This window comes from Tardiphaga sp. 841_E9_N1_2, from assembly GCF_051811065.1.
In the GTDB taxonomy this organism is placed as follows: domain Bacteria; phylum Pseudomonadota; class Alphaproteobacteria; order Rhizobiales; family Xanthobacteraceae; genus Tardiphaga; species Tardiphaga robiniae.
Map to the genome: position 1 here is coordinate 893,182 of NZ_JBPWQC010000001.1, position 21,192 is coordinate 914,373.

The following is a 21,192-nucleotide window of genomic DNA, read 5'->3' on the forward strand; positions in this document are numbered from 1 at the left end:
GTGCAAAATTCTCGTGAGGTCGAGCTGCTAGCGTTTGCGGTCGATGAAACCCTGCATCAGTCGCTGCGGCTCGCCGGTCAGATAGGCCTCGCCGAACACGCCGACGCTGAGATTGACGGATTCCTTCAGCGGCAGCTCTTCCCACTGTTTCAGCAGGGCTTTTTGCGACCGCATAGCCTCGGGTCCACACTCGAGTATGGCTTCGATCGTCTTTTCAACTTCGGCATCAAGCGCACCTTCGGCCGCAACCACATCGACCAGACCCCAATTGAGCGCGGTCGGTGCATCGATGGTGGCGGCGGTCATGATCAGCCAGCGGGCACGGCCCCAACCGATCAGGCGCGGCAAGAGGGCAGCGTGAATCACCGAGGGGATACCGACTCTGACCTCGGGCATGGCGTATTTGGAATCATGCGACGCGATCCGGAAATCGCAGGCGGCAGCAAATTCGAGGCCGCCGCCAAGGCACCAGCCGGGGATGCGGGCGATCACAGGCGCGGGAAAAGCGCGGGCGGCTTCGCAGAGATCGCGCAAGCCGGAAATGAACTTCTCGGCGGAGGCCTGATCCAGCGTCGCCATTTCCTTGATGTCGGCGCCGCCAATCATGCTCTTTTCGCTCTGGCCGGCGATGACAAGCGCGCGAATGGCGCGTTCTGTGGCCAATACCTCGATGCCTTCGCGAACGCCCTTGATTGCGGCTGAATTGAGAATATTGAGTGAGCCGGCGTTGCAGATCGTCAGCCGAACTATACCTCGCGGGTCACGTTCGACACCGCAATGGGGATTGAGCATATGCATGAAATCGTCTCGTCCCTTGGCATTTCCTTGGGCCGGCGCGGATCGCCGGTCTTGCTCCTATCAATTCCGCGTCAAACTGCGGTGTTGTCAAGGCCTGCGGCCAGGAGTGCGTTGCGCATGCGGAGCAGCGTGAGTAATATGATCGACATCATCTATTTGTTTTGAATGGACCGCCGATGCGCTATTCGAAGGAACACAAGCTCGAGACGCATGCGCGGATCGTGAAGAAGGCTTCCGTGCGTCTGCGCGAAAAAGGCGCGCATGGCATCGGCGTGGCTGACCTCATGAAGGACGCGGGTCTGACCCATGGCGGCTTCTACGCGCATTTCGATTCGCGTGAGGCGCTGGTGATTGAAGCCTTCGCCTATGCGATGGACCGATCGACCGATCGCTGGCGTCAGCTGGCCGGACAGGCGGCGCCGGATCAGCGTCTGGCGACGATCGTGGATTCCTACCTGTCGCCGCAGCACCGCGACAACCCAGGTCATGGCTGCGCCGTCCCGGCGCTGGGCGCTGAGATCGCGCGCGAGAGCCCCAAAACGCGCAAGGTGTTTGCCGCCAAGCTCGATCAGATGATCGAGATGATGTCCGAGCAGTTTCATGGCGGACCGAGCAAATCGGCGCGCAGACAGGCGATGGCGGCGCTTGCCACCATGATGGGCACCATCGTGCTCGCCCGCGCCGCCGGCAATGGCGAGTTGTCCGAGGAGCTTTTGAGCGCTGGCCGCGAGGCCGTGCTGGGCCGTGCTGCAGCGCCGAAGCCGACAGCGTCCAAGGTTGAGGCTCCCAAGAGCGGGGCTAGAAAGCCGACTGCAAAGAAGGCGGCAACCAAGGCCGTATCTGCCGCCAAGAATTGATAATCGGCGCACTGCCTGCGACATTGTCGCGGCGGTGACATTCTGACAGGGCTAAACTGCAGCGAGCCTGCAATTTCGCAAATCCGCCGCGCGTGCAGGGCCTTTCCAAACGCCATAAAGCCTGATCAACATCGGGCCAAATTTGGCTCCCAGGAGGAAACGCATGCGCACGATTGGACATTTCATCGGCGGCCGTGAGGTCGAGGGCAAGTCGGGGCGTTTCGCCGACGTTTTCGAGCCGATGACTGGCGAAGTTCAGGCCAAGGTTGCGCTGGCCTCCAAGGCCGAAATGCGCGCCGCGGTTCTCAATGCTGCCGAGGCGCAGGTTGCCTGGGGCAACACCAATCCGCAGCGCCGCGCCCGCGTGCTGATGAAGTTCCTCGAACTCGCCAACCGCGATTACGACAAGCTGGCCGATTGCCTGGCGCGTGAGCATGGCAAGACCGTGCCGGACGCCAAGGGCGATATCCAGCGCGGCCTGGAAGTGATCGAATTCGCCTGCGGCATTCCGCATCTGATGAAGGGCGAATATACCGAAGGCGCTGGTCCCGGCATCGACATCTATTCGATGCGCCAGGCGCTCGGCGTCGTCGCCGGCATCACGCCGTTCAACTTCCCGGCGATGATCCCGATGTGGAAATTCGGTCCGGCCATCGCCTGCGGCAATGCGTTTATCCTGAAGCCCTCGGAGCGCGATCCCGGCGTGCCGATGATGCTCGCTGCGCTGATGATCGAAGCCGGTCTGCCGCCGGGCATCCTCAATGTCGTCAACGGCGACAAGGAAGCCGTCGACGCAATCCTCGACGACGAAGACATCAAGGCCGTTGGCTTTGTCGGCTCGTCGCCGATTGCCCAGTACATCTACGAGCGCGCTGCGGCGACCGGCAAGCGCGCCCAGTGCTTCGGTGGAGCGAAGAACCACGCCATCATCATGCCTGATGCGGATATGGACCAGACCGTCGATGCGCTGATCGGTGCCGGCTACGGCTCGGCTGGCGAGCGCTGCATGGCGATCTCGGTGGCGGTACCTGTTGGCAAGACCACCGCCGACCGCCTGATGGAAAAACTCATCCCGCGCGTCGAGAGCCTGAAGATCGGCACCTCCGTGGATCCGTCGGCTGACTTCGGTCCGCTGGTGACCAAGGAAGCCGTCGACCGCATCAAGAACTATGTCGATATCGGCATCAAGGAAGGCGCCACGCTGGCCGTCGATGGCCGCGGCTTCAAGATGCAGGGCTACGAGAACGGCTTCTATATGGGTGGCTGTCTATTCGACAACGTCACCAAGGACATGCGCATCTACAAGGAAGAGATCTTCGGGCCCGTGCTGTCGGTAGTGCGTGCCCACGATTACGAAGAAGCTCTCGCGCTGCCGTCGGATCATGACTACGGCAACGGCGTTGCGATCTTCACCCGCGATGGAGATGCAGCCCGCGACTTCGCGGCCAAGGTCAATGTCGGCATGGTTGGCATCAACGTGCCGATCCCGGTGCCGATCGCCTATTACACCTTCGGTGGCTGGAAGAAGTCCGGCTTCGGCGATCTCAACCAGCATGGTCCGGATTCGATCCGCTTCTACACCAAGACCAAGACGGTCACCGCGCGCTGGCCATCGGGTGTCAAGGAAGGCGCCGAGTTCTCGATCCCGTTGATGAAGTAAGAACACGCAAGCGGCCCGGCGCTCCCAAAGGTGGTGCACCGGGCCGTTTCATTTTCCCGGCTGATCAACAATCAACAAGAAGGGCGTGATGCAATTCGCTCTCGATGAGGAACAGACCGCTATTCGCGACATGGCGCGCGAATTCGCTGCGGAAAAGATCGCTCCCTTTGCGCTCAAATGGGACGAGGACAAGCATTTTCCGAAAGAGGTGATGCGCGAGGCGGCGCTGCTCGGCATGGGCGGCATCTATATCCGTGACGATGTCGGTGGCTCCGCACTGACGCGTTTCGATGCCGCGCTGATCTTTGAAGCGCTGGCGACCGGCTGCCCGACCACCTCGGCCTTCATTTCGATCCACAATATGGCGTCGTGGATGATTGATTCATATGGCAGCGAAGCGCAGCGCCGGAAGTGGCTGCCGCGTCTCTGCACCATGGAGCTGCTGGCGAGCTATTGCCTGACTGAGCCCGGCTCGGGATCGGATGCAGCGGCGCTGCGTACCCGCGCTGTCATCGACGGCGACCACTATGTGCTCAACGGCCAGAAGCAATTCATCTCCGGGGCCGGCGATACCGACGTCTATGTCGTGATGGTCCGTACGGGCGGCGAGGGCGCCAGCGGCGTCTCGACCATCGTGGTGGAGGCCGGTACGCCCGGTCTGTCGTTCGGCAACAACGAACGCAAGATGGGCTGGAACGCGCAATCGACACGCGCCGTGATCTTCGAAAATTGCCGCGTGCCGATCGCCAACCGGCTCGGTGACGAAGGCATCGGCTTCAAGATCGCCATGTCCGGTCTTGATGGTGGCCGTCTCAACATCGCAGCATGTTCGCTCGGTGGTGCGCAGTCGGCGCTCGACAAGTCGCTGAGCTACATGAAAGAGCGCAAGGCGTTCGGCAAGCGGCTCGACGAATTCCAGGCGCTGCAATTTCGTGTCGCCGATATGGCGACCGAACTGGAAGCCGCACGCACCTTCCTGTGGCGGGCGGCGGCGGCACTCGACCGCAAGGATGCCGATGCCGGCATGCTCTGCGCGATGGCCAAGCGCTTCGGCACCGATATCGGTTTCGAGGTCGCCAACGACGCGCTGCAGCTGCATGGCGGCTACGGCTATCTCGCCGAATACGGCATCGAGAAGATCGTGCGCGATTTGCGGGTGCACCAGATCCTCGAAGGCACCAATGAAATCATGCGGCTGATCGTGTCGCGCAAACTGATCGAGGGCGCGCGATGAGTTCGGACGTGGCAACGGGGACGGGCGACCTCATCGTCGCGCGGGAAGGTGCGGCCGGTGTGATCCGGCTGAACCGGCCGAAGGCGCTGAATGCCCTGACGTTGGAGATGACCCGCGAGATCGCCACGGCGCTCGACGTGTTCGAGAAAGATCCGCAAGTCGCGCTGATTATCCTCGAAGGTGCGGGTGAACGCGGATTGTGCGCCGGCGGCGATATCCGCGGTCTTTATGAGAGTGCCAAGGTCAAAGGCGATCTCGGCAAGATCTTCTGGCGCGAGGAATATATCGTCAACGCGCGTATCGCGAAGTTTCCAAAGCCCTATGTGGCCTATATGGACGGCTTTGTGATGGGCGGCGGCGTCGGTCTGGCCGGCCATGCCAGCCACCGCATCGTCACCGAGAAGACCAGGATGGCGATGCCGGAAGTGGGCCTCGGCTTCTTCCCGGACGTCGGTGGTACATGGCTGTTGTCGCGCGCGCCGGGCGAACTTGGGACGTATTTCGGTCTGACCGGGCTGACGGCAAATGGTGCCGATGCGCTTGCTGCACATATGGCGGACGTCCTGATCGACACCGTCAAATGGCCGGCATTGCGCGAGGCGCTGACACAGCTGTCGGCAGGTGCCGATGCCGCGTCGGTGATGACGACACTCAAGAAGTTCGGAGCTCCGGAACAAACCGGTCCAGTCACGGCGCAGCGTGCGCTGATCGATCGCGCTTTCGCCCATGACAGCGTCGAGGAGATCGTGGCTGCGCTTGAGCAGGACGGTTCAGATTTCGCGCTGGCGACGCTCAAGGCCATGTCCGACAAATCACCGCGGGGGCTCAAGGTTACCCTGAAGCTGTTGCGGCTAGCGCGCGCGTCGAAGTCGCTCGAGGAATGTCTGTCGCGCGAATATCTCGCGGCGCTGGAGGTGTTTGATAGCGCCGATTTCGTCGAGGGCGTGCGTGCGGCCATCATCGACAAGGATCGCAATCCGAAATGGCAGCCACCGGATCTCGAGGGCGTGACACCGGAGATTGTCGCGCACTATCTGGCCAAACGGGATGTTGAGCTGACCTTCTGAAGGTCGAGCGTTCTGAACGAAAGTTGGATTTCGCCGTTTTCATCAGGCTTTAAAAACAAACAAACGATCACGAGGGCAGGACATGACCAGCATTGCATTCATCGGTCTCGGCAATATGGGTGGCCCGATGGCCGCCAACCTGGTCAAGGCGGGCCACAAGGTGACGGGCTTCGATCTCGTCGAGGCGTCCCGCGCGCAGGCGAGGGCGGATGGCGTGACCATTGCTGACAAGGCGGTCGATGCCGTGAAGGGCGCCGAGGTCATCATCACCATGCTGCCGGCCGGCAAACATGTGGTGTCGGTGTGGAGCGAGGTCATTCCCGTGGCCGCCAAGGGGGCGCTGATGATCGATTGCTCGACCATCGACGTGGAAAGCGCACGCAAGGCGCATGAACTGGCGGCTGCGCAGAAGCTGCCGTCGGTCGATGCGCCGGTCTCCGGTGGCACTGGCGGCGCCAAGGGCGCGACGCTGACCTTCATGGCCGGCGGCGATGCCAAGGCGTTCGCGTCAGCCAAGCCGGTCCTCGAAGCCATGGGCAAGAAGATCGTCCATTGCGGGGATGCCGGCGCGGGGCAGGCGGCCAAGATCTGCAACAACATGATCCTCGGCATTTCGATGATCGGCGTCAGCGAGGCCTTTGTGCTCGCCGAGAAGCTAGGTCTGTCGCATCAGGCGCTGTTCGATGTGGCGTCGACCTCGTCAGGCCAGTGCTGGTCGCTGACCACCTATTGCCCGGTGCCGGGACCGGTGCCGACATCGCCGGCCAATAACGAATACAAGCCCGGCTTTGCCGCGGCGCTGATGCTCAAGGATCTCAGGCTGTCGCAGGAAGCCGCCAAGGCCGCCGGCGCCAGGACGCCGCTCGGCGCTCATGCCGAGAGCATCTATGAGACCTATGAGAAGGAAGGTCACGGCGGTGATGACTTCTCGGGGATCATTCATCACCTTAGGCATTTGATGCCGAAATAGCGGAGCGCGTCGGCATGACCACGTTCAAGCAGGCCCGCGCCTTCCTCCTCGAACACCGCACCGACTACGCCACCGCCGTTGCCGGCTTTCGCTGGCCCGATCCGGTCGACTTCAACTGGGCGCTCGACTGGTTCGATGCCGAACTCGCCCATGATCCCGTCAGCAAGGACCGGACCGCGCTCTGGATCGTCGATGCGGCCGCCAGCCGCGAGACGAAGCTGTCATTCGAGGTGCTGTCACGCCGCTCCAATCAGGTTGCCAATTTCCTGCGCGCGCAGGGGCTGAAGCGCGGCGATCATCTGTTGTTGCTGCTCGGCAATGTGGTGCCGCTGTGGGAGACCATGCTGGCGGCGATCAAGCTCGGCGTCGTCATCATTCCTGCCACCACGCTGCTGACCTCCGATGAATTGCAGGACCGGCTCGACCGTGGGCGCGCCAAGCTTGTGGTGGCGGCAGAGGACCAGGTCGCCAAGTTCGGCAGCCTGAAGACCGCGGGCATTGGTCAGATCGTCGTCAACGCCACGTCGCCACATGACGGCTGGCTCGCCTTCGAAAGCTCCGCGGATTTCCCCGGTACATTCACGCCGGATGGTTCGACCAAAGCCGACGATCCGATGCTGCTCTATTTCACCTCGGGCACCACGGCGAAGCCGAAGCTCGTGCGGCACAGCCAGCGCAGCTATCCCGTCGGCGGACTCTCGACGATGTTTTGGATCGGACTGCAGCCGGGCGACGTCCATCTCAATATCTCTTCACCGGGCTGGGCCAAGCATGCCTGGAGCTGCTTCTTTGCGCCATGGAATGCCGGCGCAACGGTGTTCGTGGTCAATCAGCCGCGTTTCGACGCCAAGGGCCTGCTTGCCACCATCGGCCGTTGCGGCGTGACGACACTGTGCGCACCGCCGACAGTGTGGCGGCTCTTCATTCAGGAGAAGCTTGCCACCTTCAAGGTCGCGCTGCGCGAAGTCTGTGGCGCCGGTGAGCCGCTCAATCCGGAAGTGATCGATCAGGTCAAGGCGGCCTGGGGCCTCACCATTCGCGACGGCTACGGCCAGACCGAGACCACCGCGCTGGCCGGCAATTCGCCGGGCCAGACCGTCAAGGTCGGCTCGATGGGCCGTCCGCTGCCGGGCTGGAAGGTTCGCGTTGTCGATGCCGATGGCAATCCGGCGAAGGAGGGCGAGGTCAGTCTCGTGCTCGGCGCCGATCGCCCGGCAGGACTGATGCAGGGTTATCAGGCCGAAGACGGTAGCGTCAGCGGTGCAAGCGGTGAGATCTATCGCAGCGGCGACGTCGTATTTGCCGATGACGATGGCTATCTCACTTTCGTCGGTCGCTCCGACGATGTGTTCAAATCATCGGACTATCGCATCAGCCCGTTCGAGCTGGAGAGTATCCTGCTCGAACACGATGCCGTGGCTGAGGCCGCCATTGTGCCGAGCCCCGATCCGATCCGGCTCGCCATCCCCAAGGCCTATGTGTTGCTGATCGGCGATACCGCGCCGTCCAAGGCAACTGCGCTGTCGATCTATCAGCATCTGCATGTGCGTCTGGCACCGTTCAAACGTATACGTCGGATCGAGTTCGTGACCGAGCTGCCGAAGACGATTTCGGGCAAGATTCGCAGGGTCCATCTGCGTCGGCTCGAACACGCCGACGATCGCAGCGATCCCTTGCGCGGCGTCGAATTTCGCGAAGAGGATTTCCCCGAATTGCAGGCACTCCGCGCGGCAGGATCGCAAGAGGGCGAGCGGTAATTTGGCGCGCTTTGCATGGCTGCAGCGCACAATTTCGCTTGGCGTCAGGGTGTGCGCTGTGGAATCTGCGCCCCGCAACGCAACTGGATTTTGAGGACTGAGACTGAATGAGCGCGATGATCGAACGTGATGCCTATATCGCCATGGTAGGCAAGGAAGTCGGCGTGTCGCCCTGGCATGTCATGGACCAGAAGCGTATCGATGCGTTCGCTGCGGCGACGGAGGATTTTCAGTTCATCCATGTCGATCCAGCGCGCGCAGCGGCGACGCCGTTCGGCTCGACAATTGCGCATGGCTTCCTGACCATGTCGATGCTCTCGGTCTTTTCCTATGAGGCTCTGCCGCAACTCGCCGATGTCGCCATGGGCGTCAATTACGGCACCGATAAAATACGTTTCGTGTCGCCGGTGAAAGCCGGCGCGCGCATCCGCGGTCGCTTCACGCTCACCGAGGCGACGTTGCGCAAGCCGAAAGAATTGTTCACACGCACCCATGTGACCGTCGAGATCGAAGGCGAGGACAAGCCGGCGCTGGTCGCCGACTGGCTCGGCCTTGTCTATTTCAATTAAGGAGCAAGCTACATGACCATTCGATTTGACGGCCGCGTCGCCGTCGTTACCGGCGCCGGCAATGGACTGGGCCGCGCCCATGCGCTCGGCCTCGCGAAGCTCGGCGCCAAGGTCGTGGTCAACGACTTCGGCGGCGCGCGCGATGGCACCGGCGGTTCGCTGACGGCAGCGGAATCCGTGGTCGAGGAAATCCGCGCAGCCGGCGGCACGGCGATGCCCGATGGCGCGGATGTCTCGAACTTCGAACAGGTCAAAGCGATGGTCGACAAGGCGACCAAGGAGTGGGGCAGCGTCGACCTGATGTGCGCCAATGCCGGCATTCTCCGCGACAAGTCGTTCGCCAAGATGGAGCTCGCCGACTTCGCCAAGGTGCTGGACGTGCATCTCACCGGTACTTTCTATTGCTGCAAGGCCGTGTGGGAAGGTATGCGCGCGCGCAACTATGGGCGTATCGTGCTCACCACCTCGTCGTCCGGCCTCTATGGCAATTTCGGTCAGGCCAATTACGGCGCGGCCAAAACCGGCATGGTCGGCCTGATGAATGTGCTCGCCGAGGAAGGTCGCAAGACTGACATCCGCGTCAACATCGTGTCACCCACGGCAGCCACGCGCATGACCGAGGAACTGTTGCCAGCGCAGGCGCTGCAGTTGATGAAGCCGGAAGCGATCACGCCGGCGGTCGAATATCTCCTGAGCGAGAATGCACCGACCAAGACCATCATGGGCGCCGGCGCAGGCTCCTTCGCGGTCATCAAGATTCTCGAAAGCGAAGGTGTCAATTTCGCCGAAGCTGACTGGAGCCCGGATACGATTGCCGCGCATTTCGCGGACATTAGTGATATGTCCAAGGCCAAGGCGCTGGAAGGCGCTTTCCATCAGACCCAGAAGTATGTCGAGCAGGCCGCCATTCGCTTGGGCGTGAAGGCCTGATCGGCGGCTTCGCCACTGCGTGAGACCGTGACTGAGCCTGTGAAGAACCAAGTTGCGGTGATCGGCGCGGGTCCTGCGGGGCTGATGGCGGCCGAAGTGCTGAGCCGTGGCGGTGCTGCCGTCACGGTCTATGACGCGATGCCATCGGCTGGTCGCAAGTTTCTGATGGCCGGACGCGGCGGACTCAATCTCACTCATAGTGAGCCGCTGCCGGAATTCCTCAAGCGCTATGGCGCGGCGGAGGCGCAGCTTGCGCCGTCGATCTCGGCTTTCACGCCGACCGCGCTACGCGACTGGGGCGAGGCGCTTGGGCAGCCGACTTTTGTTGGGTCCAGCGGCCGGGTGTTTCCGCAGGCCTTCAAGGCATCGCCATTGCTGCGCGCGTGGCTGCGGCGGCTGGATGAGAGTGGCGTGCGGTTTGCCTTTCGTCACCGCTGGACAGGATGGGACGGCGATGGGCGTTTGACATTCCAAACGCCGGACGGCTCGCGGGCGATCGCCTGCAAGAGCGCGGTTCTTGCACTCGGCGGTGCAAGCTGGCCGCGGCTCGGCTCCGACGGTGCCTGGATCGATGTGTTGGCTGCGAAGGGCTTGAGCATCGCGCCGCTGCGTCCGGCGAATTCCGGCTTTACGGTCGCGTGGTCGGAGATATTCAAGGACCGTTTCGAAGGTCAGCCGCTGAAGGGTGTTGCGCTATCGTTCGGTGCACACAGCGTGCGCGGCGAGGCGATGGTCACGCGTGGCGGTATCGAAGGCGGTGGCATCTATGCGCTGTCGTCTCTGTTGCGCGAAGCGGTCATCGCGGATGGCAAGGCGACGCTGCGCGTTGCTCTTAGACCGGACCTCGATGCGAAGGAGCTGACCACGAAGCTGGCAGCATCGCGTGGCAAGCAGTCTTTCTCCAATTTCCTGCGCAAGGCGATCCATCTGTCGCCGGTGGCCATTGGGCTGCTGCAGGAAGTCGCTGTCCCAGAGGGCATTCAACTGGCGTCATTGCCGCCGGAGAAGTTGGCTGCCTTGATCAACGCCGTGCCGGTGACGCTCAATGGCGTCGCGCCGATCGCGCGTGCTATTTCGACGGCGGGTGGCGTCTCGTTCGATGAGATCGATGACGCCTTCATGCTGAAGCGTATGCCGGGCACATTCGTCGCCGGCGAGATGCTCGATTGGGAAGCGCCGACCGGCGGTTACCTACTGCAGGCGTCCTTTGCGACAGGAGCTGCAGCGGGCGAGGGCGTTTTGAGGTGGCTGGCTTTTTCGCCCCGATAGAACGCCGACCTCATGGTGAGGAGCGCGCTCTTGCGCGCGTCTCGAACCATGAATGTGTGTCCATCCTTCGAGACGGCGCCAAGCGGCGCCTCCTCAGGATGAGGTCCCGAGTGTAAGCGCTGTTGCGTTACCGCAGCCTCCCACGCGCGGCCACCGGCAGCGTGCCGATAATCTCGTCACCGCGCACCATCACCACTTCGTCGAACATGTTGACGACAACGCAGACGTGGTTCGGCACGATGCGGACGACATCGCCGACATTGGGACGGGTGTTACTGCGGCCGAGATCGAGGAAGCCGTGTTCCTCGGCGAAGCGCGCGATCTTGGCTTCGGGATGTTCGAGGATCAGGCCGTAGCCGTCCAGGCCGCCGGTGTCGGGCGTCAGCGTCTTCGAACCCGCATCGAGGATGCCGCGTTCCGGGCCGGCGCGGCTGACCACGGTCGAATAGACATTCAGTGCGCAATCGTCCCAGGTGGCAGAGCCGGCCGCGACCTGCATGCGGTCGTTATAGATATAGGTGCCGAAGCGATGTTCGGTGGCGCCCTTGAGCTTGCCGACATTCTTCAGGTTCGGCGTGCCGCCGGTGGAGACGATGGTCGGCTCCAGGCCAAGCGCGCGGACGCCTGCCAGCGCTTCATCGTAGAACTTCTGTGCGTCGGGCCAGCCGGTTTCGGTCGGGTACAGCATGAAGCCCGCGAAGGTCAGGCCCTTCGAGGCTGCGATCTCCTTGGCGAGAGCGATGGCTTCCGCGGGCGTCTCGACGCCGGCGCGCTTGCGGCCGGTATCGCATTCGACCACGACGTTGAGGTTGCGGCCGGAGAGCGCAGCGGCTTTCGGCAGGTTGCCGATGACTACCGAATTGTCAGCGGCCACGGTGACGTTCGCCTTGGCCTGCAGCGCGCCGAGCCGCGCCATCTTCTCGTCGCCGAGCAGGTTGTAGCTGATCAGGATGTCGTCGATCCCGGCATCGGCCATGATCTCGGCCTCCCCAAGCTTCTGGCAGGTGATGCCTTTGGCGCCAGCCTCGATCTGCATCTTCGCGATCACCGGGCTCTTGTGGGTCTTGATATGCGGCCGGTTGGCAATGCCGGCATCATCGCAGACCTTCTGGATGCGAGCGATGTTGCGCTCGACGCGATCCATGTCGATGACGAGGGCAGGCGTGCCGTAGTCGTTGGAGATCTTGGCGGCGAGTGTGGTGGTCATTGTGTCGTCTCCGGCATTTCCACCGTCATTGCGAGGAGCGAAGCGACGAAGCAATCCAGTCTTCGCTTGTTGCCTTTGGATTGCTTCGCTTCGCTCGCAATGACGACTGACAGTTACGCGTTCTCGATTTCTTCGCGGAGCATTTCCAGCTCCAGCCATTGCTCTTCCGAGTCCTGCAATTCCTTCTGCGCCTTTGAGAGCGCGGCAGTCGCAGTGTCGAACTTCTTGCGATCCTTCTTGTAGAGGTTGGGATCGTCGAGATGGCGCTGCTGCTTGGCGATTTCGGAGCGCAGGTTGTCCATCGTCTTCGGCAGGGTTTCCAGCGCGTGCTTGTCCTTGAAGTTCAGCTTGCGCTTCGCAGCAGGCTTGGACGAGTCCGACTTGCTGCCGTTGCTCTTGGCCGCCACGGCTTCGGTCTTGGCCTCGCGCTTCAGGTCGGCGCCGCGCTGCGCCAGCATGTCGGTATAGCCGCCGGCATATTCCATCCACTTGCCGTTGCCTTCCGGCACGATCACCGAGGTGACGACGCGATCGAGGAAGTCGCGGTCATGGCTGATCAGGATCACGGTGCCTTCGTAATCACCGAGCATTTCCTCAAGCACGTCGAGGGTTTCGAGATCGAGGTCGTTGGTCGGTTCGTCCAGCACCAGCACGTTGGATGGTTTGGCCAATGCGCGGGCCAGCATCAAGCGGCCGCGTTCACCGCCGGACAGCACTTCGAGCGGGGTGCGCATCTGCTCCTGCGAGAACAGGAAGTCCTTCATGTAGCTGACCACATGCTTGGGCTGGCCGTTGACCATCACGTGATCACCGCGTCCGCCGGTGAGGGCCTCCGCCAGCGTGGTCTTCGGGTTGAGGCTTTCGCGGTGCTGGTCCAGCGTCGCCATCTCGATATTGGCGCCGAAGCGGATGGTGCCCGAATCCGGCGGCTCGGTGCCGGTGAGCATGTTGATCATCGTGGTCTTGCCCGCACCGTTCGGACCGACCACACCAATGCGATCGCCACGCTGCACGCGGATCGAGAAGTCGTCGACGATCTTGCGGTCACCATAAGTGCGGCAGATGTTCTTCGCTTCGAAGATCAGCTTGCCGGACTTTTCCGCCTCGGCAGCGGCGAGTGTCGCGTTGCCCGCGGCGCCGCGATAGTCCTGGCGCTGTGCGCGCAGTTCATGCAGGCCGGCGAGGCGCTTGACGTTGCGCTTGCGGCGGCCGGAGACGCCGTGGCGCAGCCAGTGTTCTTCATTGACGATCTTGCGGTCGAGCTTGTGCTGGTCGCGCTCTTCTTCGGCGAGCACGTCATCGCGCCATTGTTCGAAGGCCGAGAAGCCGCGATCGATCTGGCGGATCTGGCCGCGATCGAGCCAGGCGGTGGCACGCGAGAGATTGGTCAGGAAGCGGCGGTCATGGCTGATCAGCACCAGCGCGCAGCGCCGGCTGGCCAATTCGCCTTCCAGCCATTCGATCGTGGTGAGATCGAGATGGTTGGTCGGCTCGTCGAGCAACAGGATGTCAGGCTCGGGCGCCAGCACGCGGGCGAGCGCCGTGCGGCGCGCTTCGCCGCCGGAGAGGTTGTTCGGATCTTCGTGGCCGGTGAGGCCGAGCTGTTCGAGCAGATACTGCGCCTGATAGATGTTGTGGCCGTCGCCCATGCCGGCCTCGACATAAGCGAGCGTCGTCGCATAGCCGGAGAAGTCCGGCTCCTGCGGCAGATACTGGACGGTGGCACCGGGCTGCACGAAGCGGCTGCCTTTATCGTTCTCGACGATCCCGGCCACGATTTTGAGGAGCGTCGACTTGCCGGAGCCGTTGCGGCCGATCAGACAGACGCGCTCGCCTTGCGACACCGAGAGTTCGACGCCGTTGAGCAGCGGCGTGCCGCCGAAGGTCAGGAAGATGTCTTTCAGCTGGATAAGCGGAGGAGCCATAAGGTCAGTTCAACTTTGTTTCGGCGCGGGCGCAAAGGCCGGGTCGCGCTGGATGCGGCGGATGGTTTGATCCAAGGCCGACAGGAACGCCGAGCGATCGCGCGGCGCGAATGATTTGGGACCACCGGTGATTTCGCCTGACGACCGCAAATCGGTCATCAGGTTGCGTACCGCGAGCGTCATCCCGATGGATTGTTCTGTGAACGGCTTGCCGTTGGGGGCAATTACCGCGGCGCCCGCCTTGACGCAGCGGCTGGCCAGCGGAACGTCTGCCGTGATCACGATATCGCCCTTCTGGGCGCGTTCCGCAATCCAGTCATCGGCCGCATCCATGCCCGAACCTGCGGCAATCCGCTCGATCAGGGGATCGTCAGGCACCCGGATGAAGTTTCCGGCGACCACGCTGACGGGCAGGCTGAAGCGGGCGGCGACGCGGTAAATCTCGTCTTTGACCGGGCAGGCGTCGGCGTCGATATAGATGCGTGTGGTCAAGGGAGCACAAGTTCCACGAAAAGGCAGTCATTTGCGGGTGGGCGATGTGGCGCTGACGCGGGACAGTTCCCCGCCCGTCGCCTTGCCTCGAACATGGTGACGGGTATCATCTCCTGCCAAGGCGAACACTCAATTTCGCGCAGTTTTCGGGAGGAATCATGACCAAACGGCTCGAACCGTACCGTGTTGAGGCGTTTAACACCGCCAAACAGTCCGAAAACAAGATGCATGACGATTCTGTCGCCCGGAAATTCGGTTTCAGCGGAGGATTGGTGCCTGGCGTCGACGTGCTGGCCTATATGATCCATCCGCCGGTGCAGCACTGGGGACGGGACTTTTTGGAGCGTGGCCTGATCGAGGCCCGTTTCACCAAGCCGGTCTATGACGGCGAGACCGTCGAGGTGATCGCCGAGGAAGCCGGCGAGGGGCTCGCGCTGAGCGTTAAGGGCGGCGGCGAGATTCGTGCAGCGGGCACGGCGTCGCTGACGGCCTTCCCGGTGGTGCCGTCGCTCCAGAATTTTCCGGACACGGCGGCTGTCGCCAGGCGGCTCCCGGTCGATTCTGAATCCTATGCGCTGGACAAGTGGCTCGGGACCGCGCCGCGGGTCTGGCCGGAGGATGGACTTGCCGAATACCTGGGTGAGGTGCGCGAGACCGATGCAATGTATCTGCGCGAGGGCATCGTGCATCCCGGCGTGCTGCAGCGGATCATGAACAAGGTGCTGGTGGACAATGCGCTGCTCGGGCCGTGGATTCACGTCGGCAGCAGGATGCAATTGTTGGCGACCGCGAATACCGATGACGAGTTGATCGCGCGGGCGAAGGTGACCGCCAATTACGAGAAGAAGGGGCATCGGTTCGTCGAGCTCGATGCGATCATCGTGGCCAACGGCACGACACCCGTAGCGCATTGCCAGCATATTGCGATCACTCAGCCGCGCGAGGTCGTGGCGGCTTGATGTTGTAGAACAGCGGCGCTCTTCCTTTTCCCTCCCCCGAGCGTAGCGAGCGGGGAGGGTGGCGCGTTTGAGAGCGGAGCGAACAAACGTGACGGGTGGGGTCGCGCAACAGGCGCCGCTCTCACGTGGGGAGAGACCCCACCCCGGCCTATCGGCCGACCCTCCCCCGCAAGGGGGAGGGATTCTTTGGCGGCCAGAGCGCCATCGCAGATTCAACTGTCAAACAGCCACGGCTCTTCAGACATGCGTCATCACCCCCATTGTTTGCGGCGCGGGGGCGCCGTCGTCTGCTGCATTCCCGCCCCCTTGTGAGAGGGCGTGCGGAACGCCGGGTGCCCGTTGCACCCTTGGGCCTGATGCGATGCGGTCTTCCGCAATTGTGAGTGCATCAGGACTTTCGGAGGCGCGGAGCAAGTGCCCGGCGTTCCGCCTGCGGTGTTTTTTCGGTTGCTTGCACATCTGCCATGGCGAACGGTCCCATCACCAAAATTAGTGTCCCAGGGCGGAGGGACAGGGTAGCCGCAAAGCACTTGGCCGAACGCGTTTTGACTTGGTCGTCCGTCACACTGTCCAGGGGTCTTTCCATCCGAAGGCCAAACGTCTCCTTGCCAGTGGCAGTGCTGGCGCAGATCCGTCCTGCCCGAAGACAGACGTCCCCCATGAACCGCGTGACGCCGCATCTCCGGCGTCCACCGCATCCCACCCCGCGAACGTGACGATCGCGATCGCCCCTCTCGGTGGGGCAGGACGGAGGGGAATATAATCAAGCTAGGGATGCTGTCAACGGGAGGTAGGAAAAAATGTTTAGGCGCTGTCTTGCCGCCTCACACTGTCATTCCGGGGCGGGACCGGCGCCGCAGGCGACGGGACCGAACCCGGAATCCCGACATGGGAGTCTTCGATCGTGCCAAACACATCGAGATTCCGGGTTCGCACTTCAGCGGCTTCGCCGCTTTCGTGCGCCCTCAGGCAAACCAATTAGTTTGCCGGGGAATGACGAGCTTAGGCGGTACGTTGTCGCCCGCTACCGGCGGATGGGCTATGTCAGGGGTGAGATGATGAAGAGGCAGAAATGATGACGGATGTTTTTCGGCTGGATCGCTATCTCGCGCGGATCGGCTTTGACGGATCGGTTGCGCCGGATCTGGCGACACTGACGGCTATTCATGTCGCTCACATCAATGCGCTGCCTTTCGAGGGTCTCAATCCGTTTCTTCATCTGCCGGTCAAGCTGGACATGGCGTCATTGCAGCAGAAACTCATTGATGGCCGACGTGGTGGCTATTGCTATGAGCTGAACGCGATGCTGCGGGCCGCGCTCGAGACGATCGGCTTCAAGGTCACTGGCCTCGGCGCCCGGGTTCGCTGGAATGCGCCGCCGGACAGTCCACTTGGCCCCAGAACGCATATGCTCCTGAAGGTCGATCTTCCGGACGGACCCTATCTCGCCGATACCGGCTTTGGTGCCTGCGTCCTCGATGCACCTCTACGGCTCCTCGCGGGGACCGAGCAGCAAACGGCGATGGGGACCTATCGGCTGATCGAAGCAGATGGCCTGCTGTCGCTGAGCGCGAAGCGGGCGGACGGCTGGCGGACGATGTATGTGTTTGACCTCGCGCCGCAACTGCCGTCGGATTACGAGCTCGGCAACTGGTACACATCGACCAGTCCCTTCGTGCCCTTCACCTCGACGCTGGTGATGGAGCGCGTCAGCAACGGCCGGCGTTATAAACTGGTCAATCGCCACCTGATCACGGAGCGACGTGACGGCGAACCGGTGTCTGAACGCGTGCTCGGCAGCGCTGCGGAGTTGCAGCAGGTTCTCGACGAGACCTTCGGCGTCACGCCGCCGGCATCCGCCGACGAGATTTTCGCGGTCATCAGCGCAAACGCGGAGCGCCGTTGACTGCTGCGTAATCTCTCCATTTCGACCCGATTGCAGCGAATGACGCCTTCGGCTAATTCGCCCCCGGGATCATCACGAGGACCGTCAAATGTCGCTGTCATCCGCCAAGAACTACGCGCTGCGTGCCGCCAAGTCGCAGGACCAGAAGGAGGCCACCGAGCTTTTGTCCAAGGCGATCATGGAATTGACACTGGCGATCGAGGCGCAGGACGCCAAGATCAAGAAGATGAACAAGGGCGCATGATCGCCGATCTCACCGGATCGCGATTGAACCTATTGCCCAGCCGCACGTTCAGTATTCCCCACATAAGAGGATACGACATGAGCGCGCTCAGCAAGATCAAGGAACATATGGAAGTCATCGGCGCCGACGGCGTTCATGTCGGCACGGTCGACAAGGTCGAGGGCAACCGCATCAAGCTGACCAAGAAGGACAGCGGCGAGGGCAGCCACAAGGGTCATCATCACTTTATTGATGGCGGTCTGGTCGCCGAGGTTGAGGGCGACAAGGTGCGGCTCTCGGCCAATGGCGACGTCGCCTTTGCCATGGAAGAAGAGAATTAAGACGGAAAAACCCCGCGGTATGAACCGCGGGGTTTTCGTTCAGATCACTCAGATGGAGCGAGGTGAGGCGCGCCTCACTTCACCTCCATCTGCAGGCCTTCCTTGTCGATGATGGTCTTGAACTTGGCCGTCTCGGCCTCGACGAAGGTCTGGAATTGCTGAGGTGTGCCGTAGTCCGACACGGCGCCCATGGCAGCGATGGTCTTCTTGGTCGCGTCGGTGCCGAGCAGAACCTTGATCTGCTCATTGAGCGAGGTCACGGCTTCGGTCGGTGTGCTCTTCGGATAGAACACGCCGAACCAGGACGCGACGTCGAACTTCTCCAGCTCGGGCGCGGTCTCGCGCATCGCCGGCACGTTCGGCGCCTGCGCATTGCGCTGCTGCGTGGTGACGGCAAGGCCGGTGAGCTTGCCGTCGAGCACCTGCGGCAGCGACGGATAGAGATTGTCGAACAGGATCTGGATGTCGCCGGCGAGGGCCGCCTGCAGCGCGGGACCTGCACCGCGGAACGGCACGTGCTGCATCTTCAAGCCGGTGAGCTGCAGCCACCACGCGCCGGTGAGATGCGGGCTCTGGCCGACGCCCGACGAACCATAGTTCAGCTTGTCCGGATTGGCCTTGATATAGGCGATCAGCTCCGGGATCGTCTTGATCGGCACGCTCGGATGCGCGCAGACGATGTTCGGAATCTTGATCATGTTGGAGACCGCCTGCAACTGATCGCTCTTGTAGGTCAGGTTCTTGAAGATGCTGTAGGCGATGGCGTTGGGGCCGGGATTGCCGACCAGGATGGTGTGGCCATCGCCCTTGAGACGCGCGACTTCGGCGGTGCCGATGGTGCCGCCGCCGCCCGAGCGATTCTCCACCACAACCGACTGGCCCCAGACCGGCTGCAGATGCGCGGCCAGCATGCGGCCCATCACGTCGGTCGAGCCGCCGGCTGCGGCGGGCACGATGACGCGGACGGTTTCGGTGGGCTTCCATTCGCCGGCGCCGAGACTCGCGCGCGGCAGGATCGCGGCGCTGGTGATCGCGGCGGCGCCGGCGAGTACATGGCGACGGGTAACCAGATTGGTCATAGCTTCTTCCCTCGATGGTGTCGTTTTGGTTTTTGATCTTGCTGAAATCGTAGTGAGGCAGATGGTGGCGGGCAAGCCGACCTTGGCCACAGCGTAAAGAAAAGCCCCGCAGCGTGTGCTGCGGGGCTTTTGCAATTCAGCGATTTGATAGTTCCGCCTAGCGGAAGCTGATCAGCTTGAACAGCGGCGTGAGGTAGCTCATTTCCTGACCGGAGGTCGGCGTGGTGCGGCTGATGAAGTCGAAGATCTTGCCGTCCTGCAGGCCGTAATTGGCGAGCCGGATTACCTTGCGGTTCTTGTCGAAATAGATCGCGATGACGCGCTGGTCGGTGACCTTCTGCGGCATGAACGCGACGGCGCGTTCGGCGCGCTGCGAGATGTAATAGAACACTTCGCCCGATAGCGTGGCGACGGTGGAGGGCGTGCCCATCACGATCAAGACCTGATCCTGGCTGGCGCCGATCGGGATTTGCTCCAGCGCGCCGGGGGGCAGGATGTAGCCCTTCTGGAATTGCTCGGCGCAGGCGCCCAGCGTGACGCAGAGGGCCGCGACCGCGAGTACGGCGCGCATGCCGCGCCAGCCACGTGTCAGCCGCGCCTTCGCGCTGATGGAGGTCGAAATTGTCATAGCGGAGGGGGTCCCATCCTCTTGATTCTCGGGAAGGCCTTGCTTCCGAAAGACTTGCATCCCGGAAGGCGTTGACGTACCGGGCAGAACCTCTGAATGCAACATGCGCGTGCCCGAGGGGCCCGCCTGAGGAACCCAAGATGGTCTGGCCGTTCAGTCACTTCAGAAAGCCCCCGGCGCCGTTGCGCGGCACCATTGAAGCCATCTATGGCATGATCGTGGCGCAGGCGCGAGAACCCTTGTTTTATCGGGACTTGGGAGCCCCGGATACGGTAAACGGGCGTTTCGATATGTTGCTGCTGCACCTGTGGCTGGTGCTGCGCCGGATGAGTCCGAAGGATGAGTTGTCGCAGGGACTTTTCGACAGGTTCTGCGGTGATATGGACGATAACCTGCGCGAACTCGGCACCAGCGACATGAAGGTGCCGAAGAAAATGCGGGAATTCGGCGACGCGTTTTACGGCCGGACAGGCGCCTATGACGCAGCGCTTGGCGCAGGCAGGGAGCCTCTGGCGGCGGCGCTGTCGAAGAATATCTATTATGGCATGGACATCGAGAACGCCCGGCGTCTCGCTGTTTATGTCGAAGCGGCGAATGCTCATCTGGGCACGCTGGATACAACGACACTGATATCAGGCGCGTGGCATTTCCCGTCGCCTGCGGAGACCTTGGTAACGACATGAACAAACCCGACCGCACCGTGGATCTCACGCCGCCCTGGAGCGTGCCCATCGCCGTGATCCAGATCCCGGAAACGGGGCTGGCGCGCGACATCGAGGCCACGCCCGAGGAGCGCAAGCGGATCGCCGAACTCGGCGGCCTCGTCAGCGTGGGCGCCGTGAAAGGCGAACTCCTGCTGAGCCCCGTGAAGGGCGGTACGGTGCATGTGACAGGTCGCATCTGGGGCAAGGTCGAGCAGACCTGCGTGGTGACGCTGGACCCGTTGGCTGCCGATTTCGAGGAAGAGATCGACGTGATTTTCGCGCCGCCATCGCAGATTCGCGAACTCGCCGAATCGGTGGACGAGGACGTCGAGAGTGACGAGGAGACCCCGGATCCGCCGGAGCCGATCGAAAACGGCTTCATCGACCTCGGCAAATTGGCGACCGACGCGCTGTTTCTGGGGCTGGACCCGTACCCCCGTAAGCCGGATGCCGTGTTCGAGCCGGTGGTCGAGGTTCCGGACCCGGAAGAGCACCCGTTTGCGGCCCTGAAAGCGCTGAAAACCGCCCCTGAGACGCCCAAATCCAAAAAGCCCGGGAAGGGCTGAGACCGGGGTCCGATTCCACGCCCGGTGCGGCTGGCGGGACAAAAGCGCCCG

Annotated in this window: 21 protein-coding genes; 15 read left to right on the forward strand and 6 right to left on the reverse strand. The window is 62.4% G+C overall.

Translation table 11 applies throughout. The features are described 5' to 3' along the window. Positions 1–27: 27 nt before the first annotated feature. Positions 28–798, reverse strand: coding sequence for an enoyl-CoA hydratase (locus AB8A50_RS04130; RefSeq protein ID WP_092151909.1), 771 nt, complete (start codon positions 796–798; stop codon positions 28–30). A 176-nt stretch (positions 799–974) separates the two neighbouring features. On the opposite strand from AB8A50_RS04130, the gene AB8A50_RS04135 reads away from it, so the two are divergent. The 9 genes from AB8A50_RS04135 (at position 975) to AB8A50_RS04175 (ending at position 11,111) form a co-directional block, all read left to right on the forward strand. Then, the gene (locus AB8A50_RS04135; RefSeq protein ID WP_092151907.1) at positions 975–1,655 is read left to right on the forward strand and encodes a TetR/AcrR family transcriptional regulator; all 681 of its coding nucleotides are present in this window, start codon (positions 975–977) and stop codon (positions 1,653–1,655) included. A gap of 163 nt (positions 1,656–1,818) precedes the next feature. After that, entirely contained in the window at positions 1,819–3,315 is a 1,497-nt protein-coding gene (locus AB8A50_RS04140) for a CoA-acylating methylmalonate-semialdehyde dehydrogenase (protein WP_439076966.1), read from the forward strand. A gap of 88 nt (positions 3,316–3,403) precedes the next feature. Further along, positions 3,404–4,549 carry an isobutyryl-CoA dehydrogenase gene (locus AB8A50_RS04145; RefSeq protein ID WP_439076967.1) on the forward strand — a complete coding sequence of 382 codons (1,146 nt, stop codon included), beginning with the start codon at positions 3,404–3,406 and terminating at the stop codon, positions 4,547–4,549. Next, positions 4,546–5,616: an enoyl-CoA hydratase/isomerase family protein gene (locus AB8A50_RS04150; protein ID WP_439076968.1), complete on the forward strand. Its 1,071-nt coding sequence runs from the start codon at positions 4,546–4,548 to the stop codon at positions 5,614–5,616. Before AB8A50_RS04145 ends, AB8A50_RS04150 begins: the two co-directional genes overlap by 4 nt. Positions 5,617–5,698: 82 nt before the next feature. Beyond that, complete coding sequence (gene mmsB, locus AB8A50_RS04155; RefSeq protein ID WP_089267276.1) at positions 5,699–6,586, forward strand: 3-hydroxyisobutyrate dehydrogenase; 888 nt, start codon at positions 5,699–5,701, stop codon at positions 6,584–6,586. Between the two features lie 14 nt (positions 6,587–6,600). Continuing rightward, positions 6,601–8,343 (forward strand): AMP-binding protein, encoded by a 1,743-nt coding sequence (locus AB8A50_RS04160; RefSeq protein ID WP_439076969.1) that lies wholly within the window; start codon positions 6,601–6,603, stop codon positions 8,341–8,343. A gap of 107 nt (positions 8,344–8,450) precedes the next feature. Next, positions 8,451–8,912 carry a MaoC family dehydratase gene (locus AB8A50_RS04165; RefSeq protein WP_439076970.1) on the forward strand — a complete coding sequence of 154 codons (462 nt, stop codon included), beginning with the start codon at positions 8,451–8,453 and terminating at the stop codon, positions 8,910–8,912. A 12-nt stretch (positions 8,913–8,924) separates the two neighbouring features. Beyond that, a complete protein-coding gene (locus AB8A50_RS04170) occupies positions 8,925–9,842 on the forward strand; it encodes an SDR family NAD(P)-dependent oxidoreductase (protein ID WP_231080845.1) in 918 nt (305 codons plus the stop codon). 84 nt (positions 9,843–9,926) lie between these two features. After that, entirely contained in the window at positions 9,927–11,111 is a 1,185-nt protein-coding gene (locus tag AB8A50_RS04175; RefSeq protein ID WP_439079917.1) for an NAD(P)/FAD-dependent oxidoreductase, read from the forward strand. Positions 11,112–11,238: 127 nt separating this feature from the next. Here the strand turns inward: AB8A50_RS04175 and AB8A50_RS04180 are convergent, their stop codons facing one another. The 3 genes from AB8A50_RS04180 to AB8A50_RS04190 form a co-directional block, all read right to left on the reverse strand. After that, positions 11,239–12,318 (reverse strand): D-TA family PLP-dependent enzyme, encoded by a 1,080-nt coding sequence (locus tag AB8A50_RS04180; RefSeq protein WP_439076971.1) that lies wholly within the window; start codon positions 12,316–12,318, stop codon positions 11,239–11,241. A gap of 113 nt (positions 12,319–12,431) precedes the next feature. Beyond that, positions 12,432–14,243 carry an ABC-F family ATP-binding cassette domain-containing protein gene (locus tag AB8A50_RS04185; RefSeq protein ID WP_439076972.1) on the reverse strand — a complete coding sequence of 604 codons (1,812 nt, stop codon included), beginning with the start codon at positions 14,241–14,243 and terminating at the stop codon, positions 12,432–12,434. Between the two features lie 9 nt (positions 14,244–14,252). After that, positions 14,253–14,735, reverse strand: coding sequence for a YaiI/YqxD family protein (locus tag AB8A50_RS04190; protein WP_093758808.1), 483 nt, complete (start codon positions 14,733–14,735; stop codon positions 14,253–14,255). A 158-nt stretch (positions 14,736–14,893) separates the two neighbouring features. On the opposite strand from AB8A50_RS04190, the gene AB8A50_RS04195 reads away from it, so the two are divergent. The 4 genes from AB8A50_RS04195 to AB8A50_RS04210 all read left to right on the forward strand — a co-directional run bounded on the left by AB8A50_RS04195 (position 14,894) and on the right by AB8A50_RS04210 (position 18,164). Then, the gene (locus tag AB8A50_RS04195; protein WP_439076973.1) at positions 14,894–15,694 is read left to right on the forward strand and encodes a hypothetical protein; all 801 of its coding nucleotides are present in this window, start codon (positions 14,894–14,896) and stop codon (positions 15,692–15,694) included. Positions 15,695–16,766: 1,072 nt separating this feature from the next. Then, entirely contained in the window at positions 16,767–17,600 is an 834-nt protein-coding gene (locus AB8A50_RS04200; RefSeq protein WP_439076974.1) for an arylamine N-acetyltransferase family protein, read from the forward strand. 88 nt (positions 17,601–17,688) lie between these two features. Continuing rightward, the gene (locus tag AB8A50_RS04205) at positions 17,689–17,844 is read left to right on the forward strand and encodes a hypothetical protein (protein ID WP_165826963.1); all 156 of its coding nucleotides are present in this window, start codon (positions 17,689–17,691) and stop codon (positions 17,842–17,844) included. A gap of 77 nt (positions 17,845–17,921) precedes the next feature. After that, a complete protein-coding gene (locus AB8A50_RS04210) occupies positions 17,922–18,164 on the forward strand; it encodes a DUF2171 domain-containing protein (protein WP_439076975.1) in 243 nt (80 codons plus the stop codon). A gap of 74 nt (positions 18,165–18,238) precedes the next feature. Here the strand turns inward: AB8A50_RS04210 and AB8A50_RS04215 are convergent, their stop codons facing one another. Both AB8A50_RS04215 and AB8A50_RS04220 read right to left on the reverse strand, forming a co-directional pair. Further along, a complete protein-coding gene (locus tag AB8A50_RS04215) occupies positions 18,239–19,243 on the reverse strand; it encodes a Bug family tripartite tricarboxylate transporter substrate binding protein (protein ID WP_439076976.1) in 1,005 nt (334 codons plus the stop codon). Between the two features lie 157 nt (positions 19,244–19,400). Then, a complete protein-coding gene (locus AB8A50_RS04220) occupies positions 19,401–19,871 on the reverse strand; it encodes an outer membrane protein assembly factor BamE (RefSeq protein WP_170849688.1) in 471 nt (156 codons plus the stop codon). A gap of 140 nt (positions 19,872–20,011) precedes the next feature. Here AB8A50_RS04220 and AB8A50_RS04225 point away from each other — a divergent pair, with 140 nt between their 5' ends. Both AB8A50_RS04225 and AB8A50_RS04230 read left to right on the forward strand, forming a co-directional pair. Then, positions 20,012–20,554: a ubiquinol-cytochrome C chaperone family protein gene (locus AB8A50_RS04225; protein WP_439076977.1), complete on the forward strand. Its 543-nt coding sequence runs from the start codon at positions 20,012–20,014 to the stop codon at positions 20,552–20,554. Continuing rightward, a complete protein-coding gene (locus AB8A50_RS04230) occupies positions 20,551–21,141 on the forward strand; it encodes a YceD family protein (protein WP_093758804.1) in 591 nt (196 codons plus the stop codon). The genes AB8A50_RS04225 and AB8A50_RS04230 overlap by 4 nt, the downstream gene beginning before the upstream one ends. Positions 21,142–21,192: the final 51 nt, after the last annotated feature.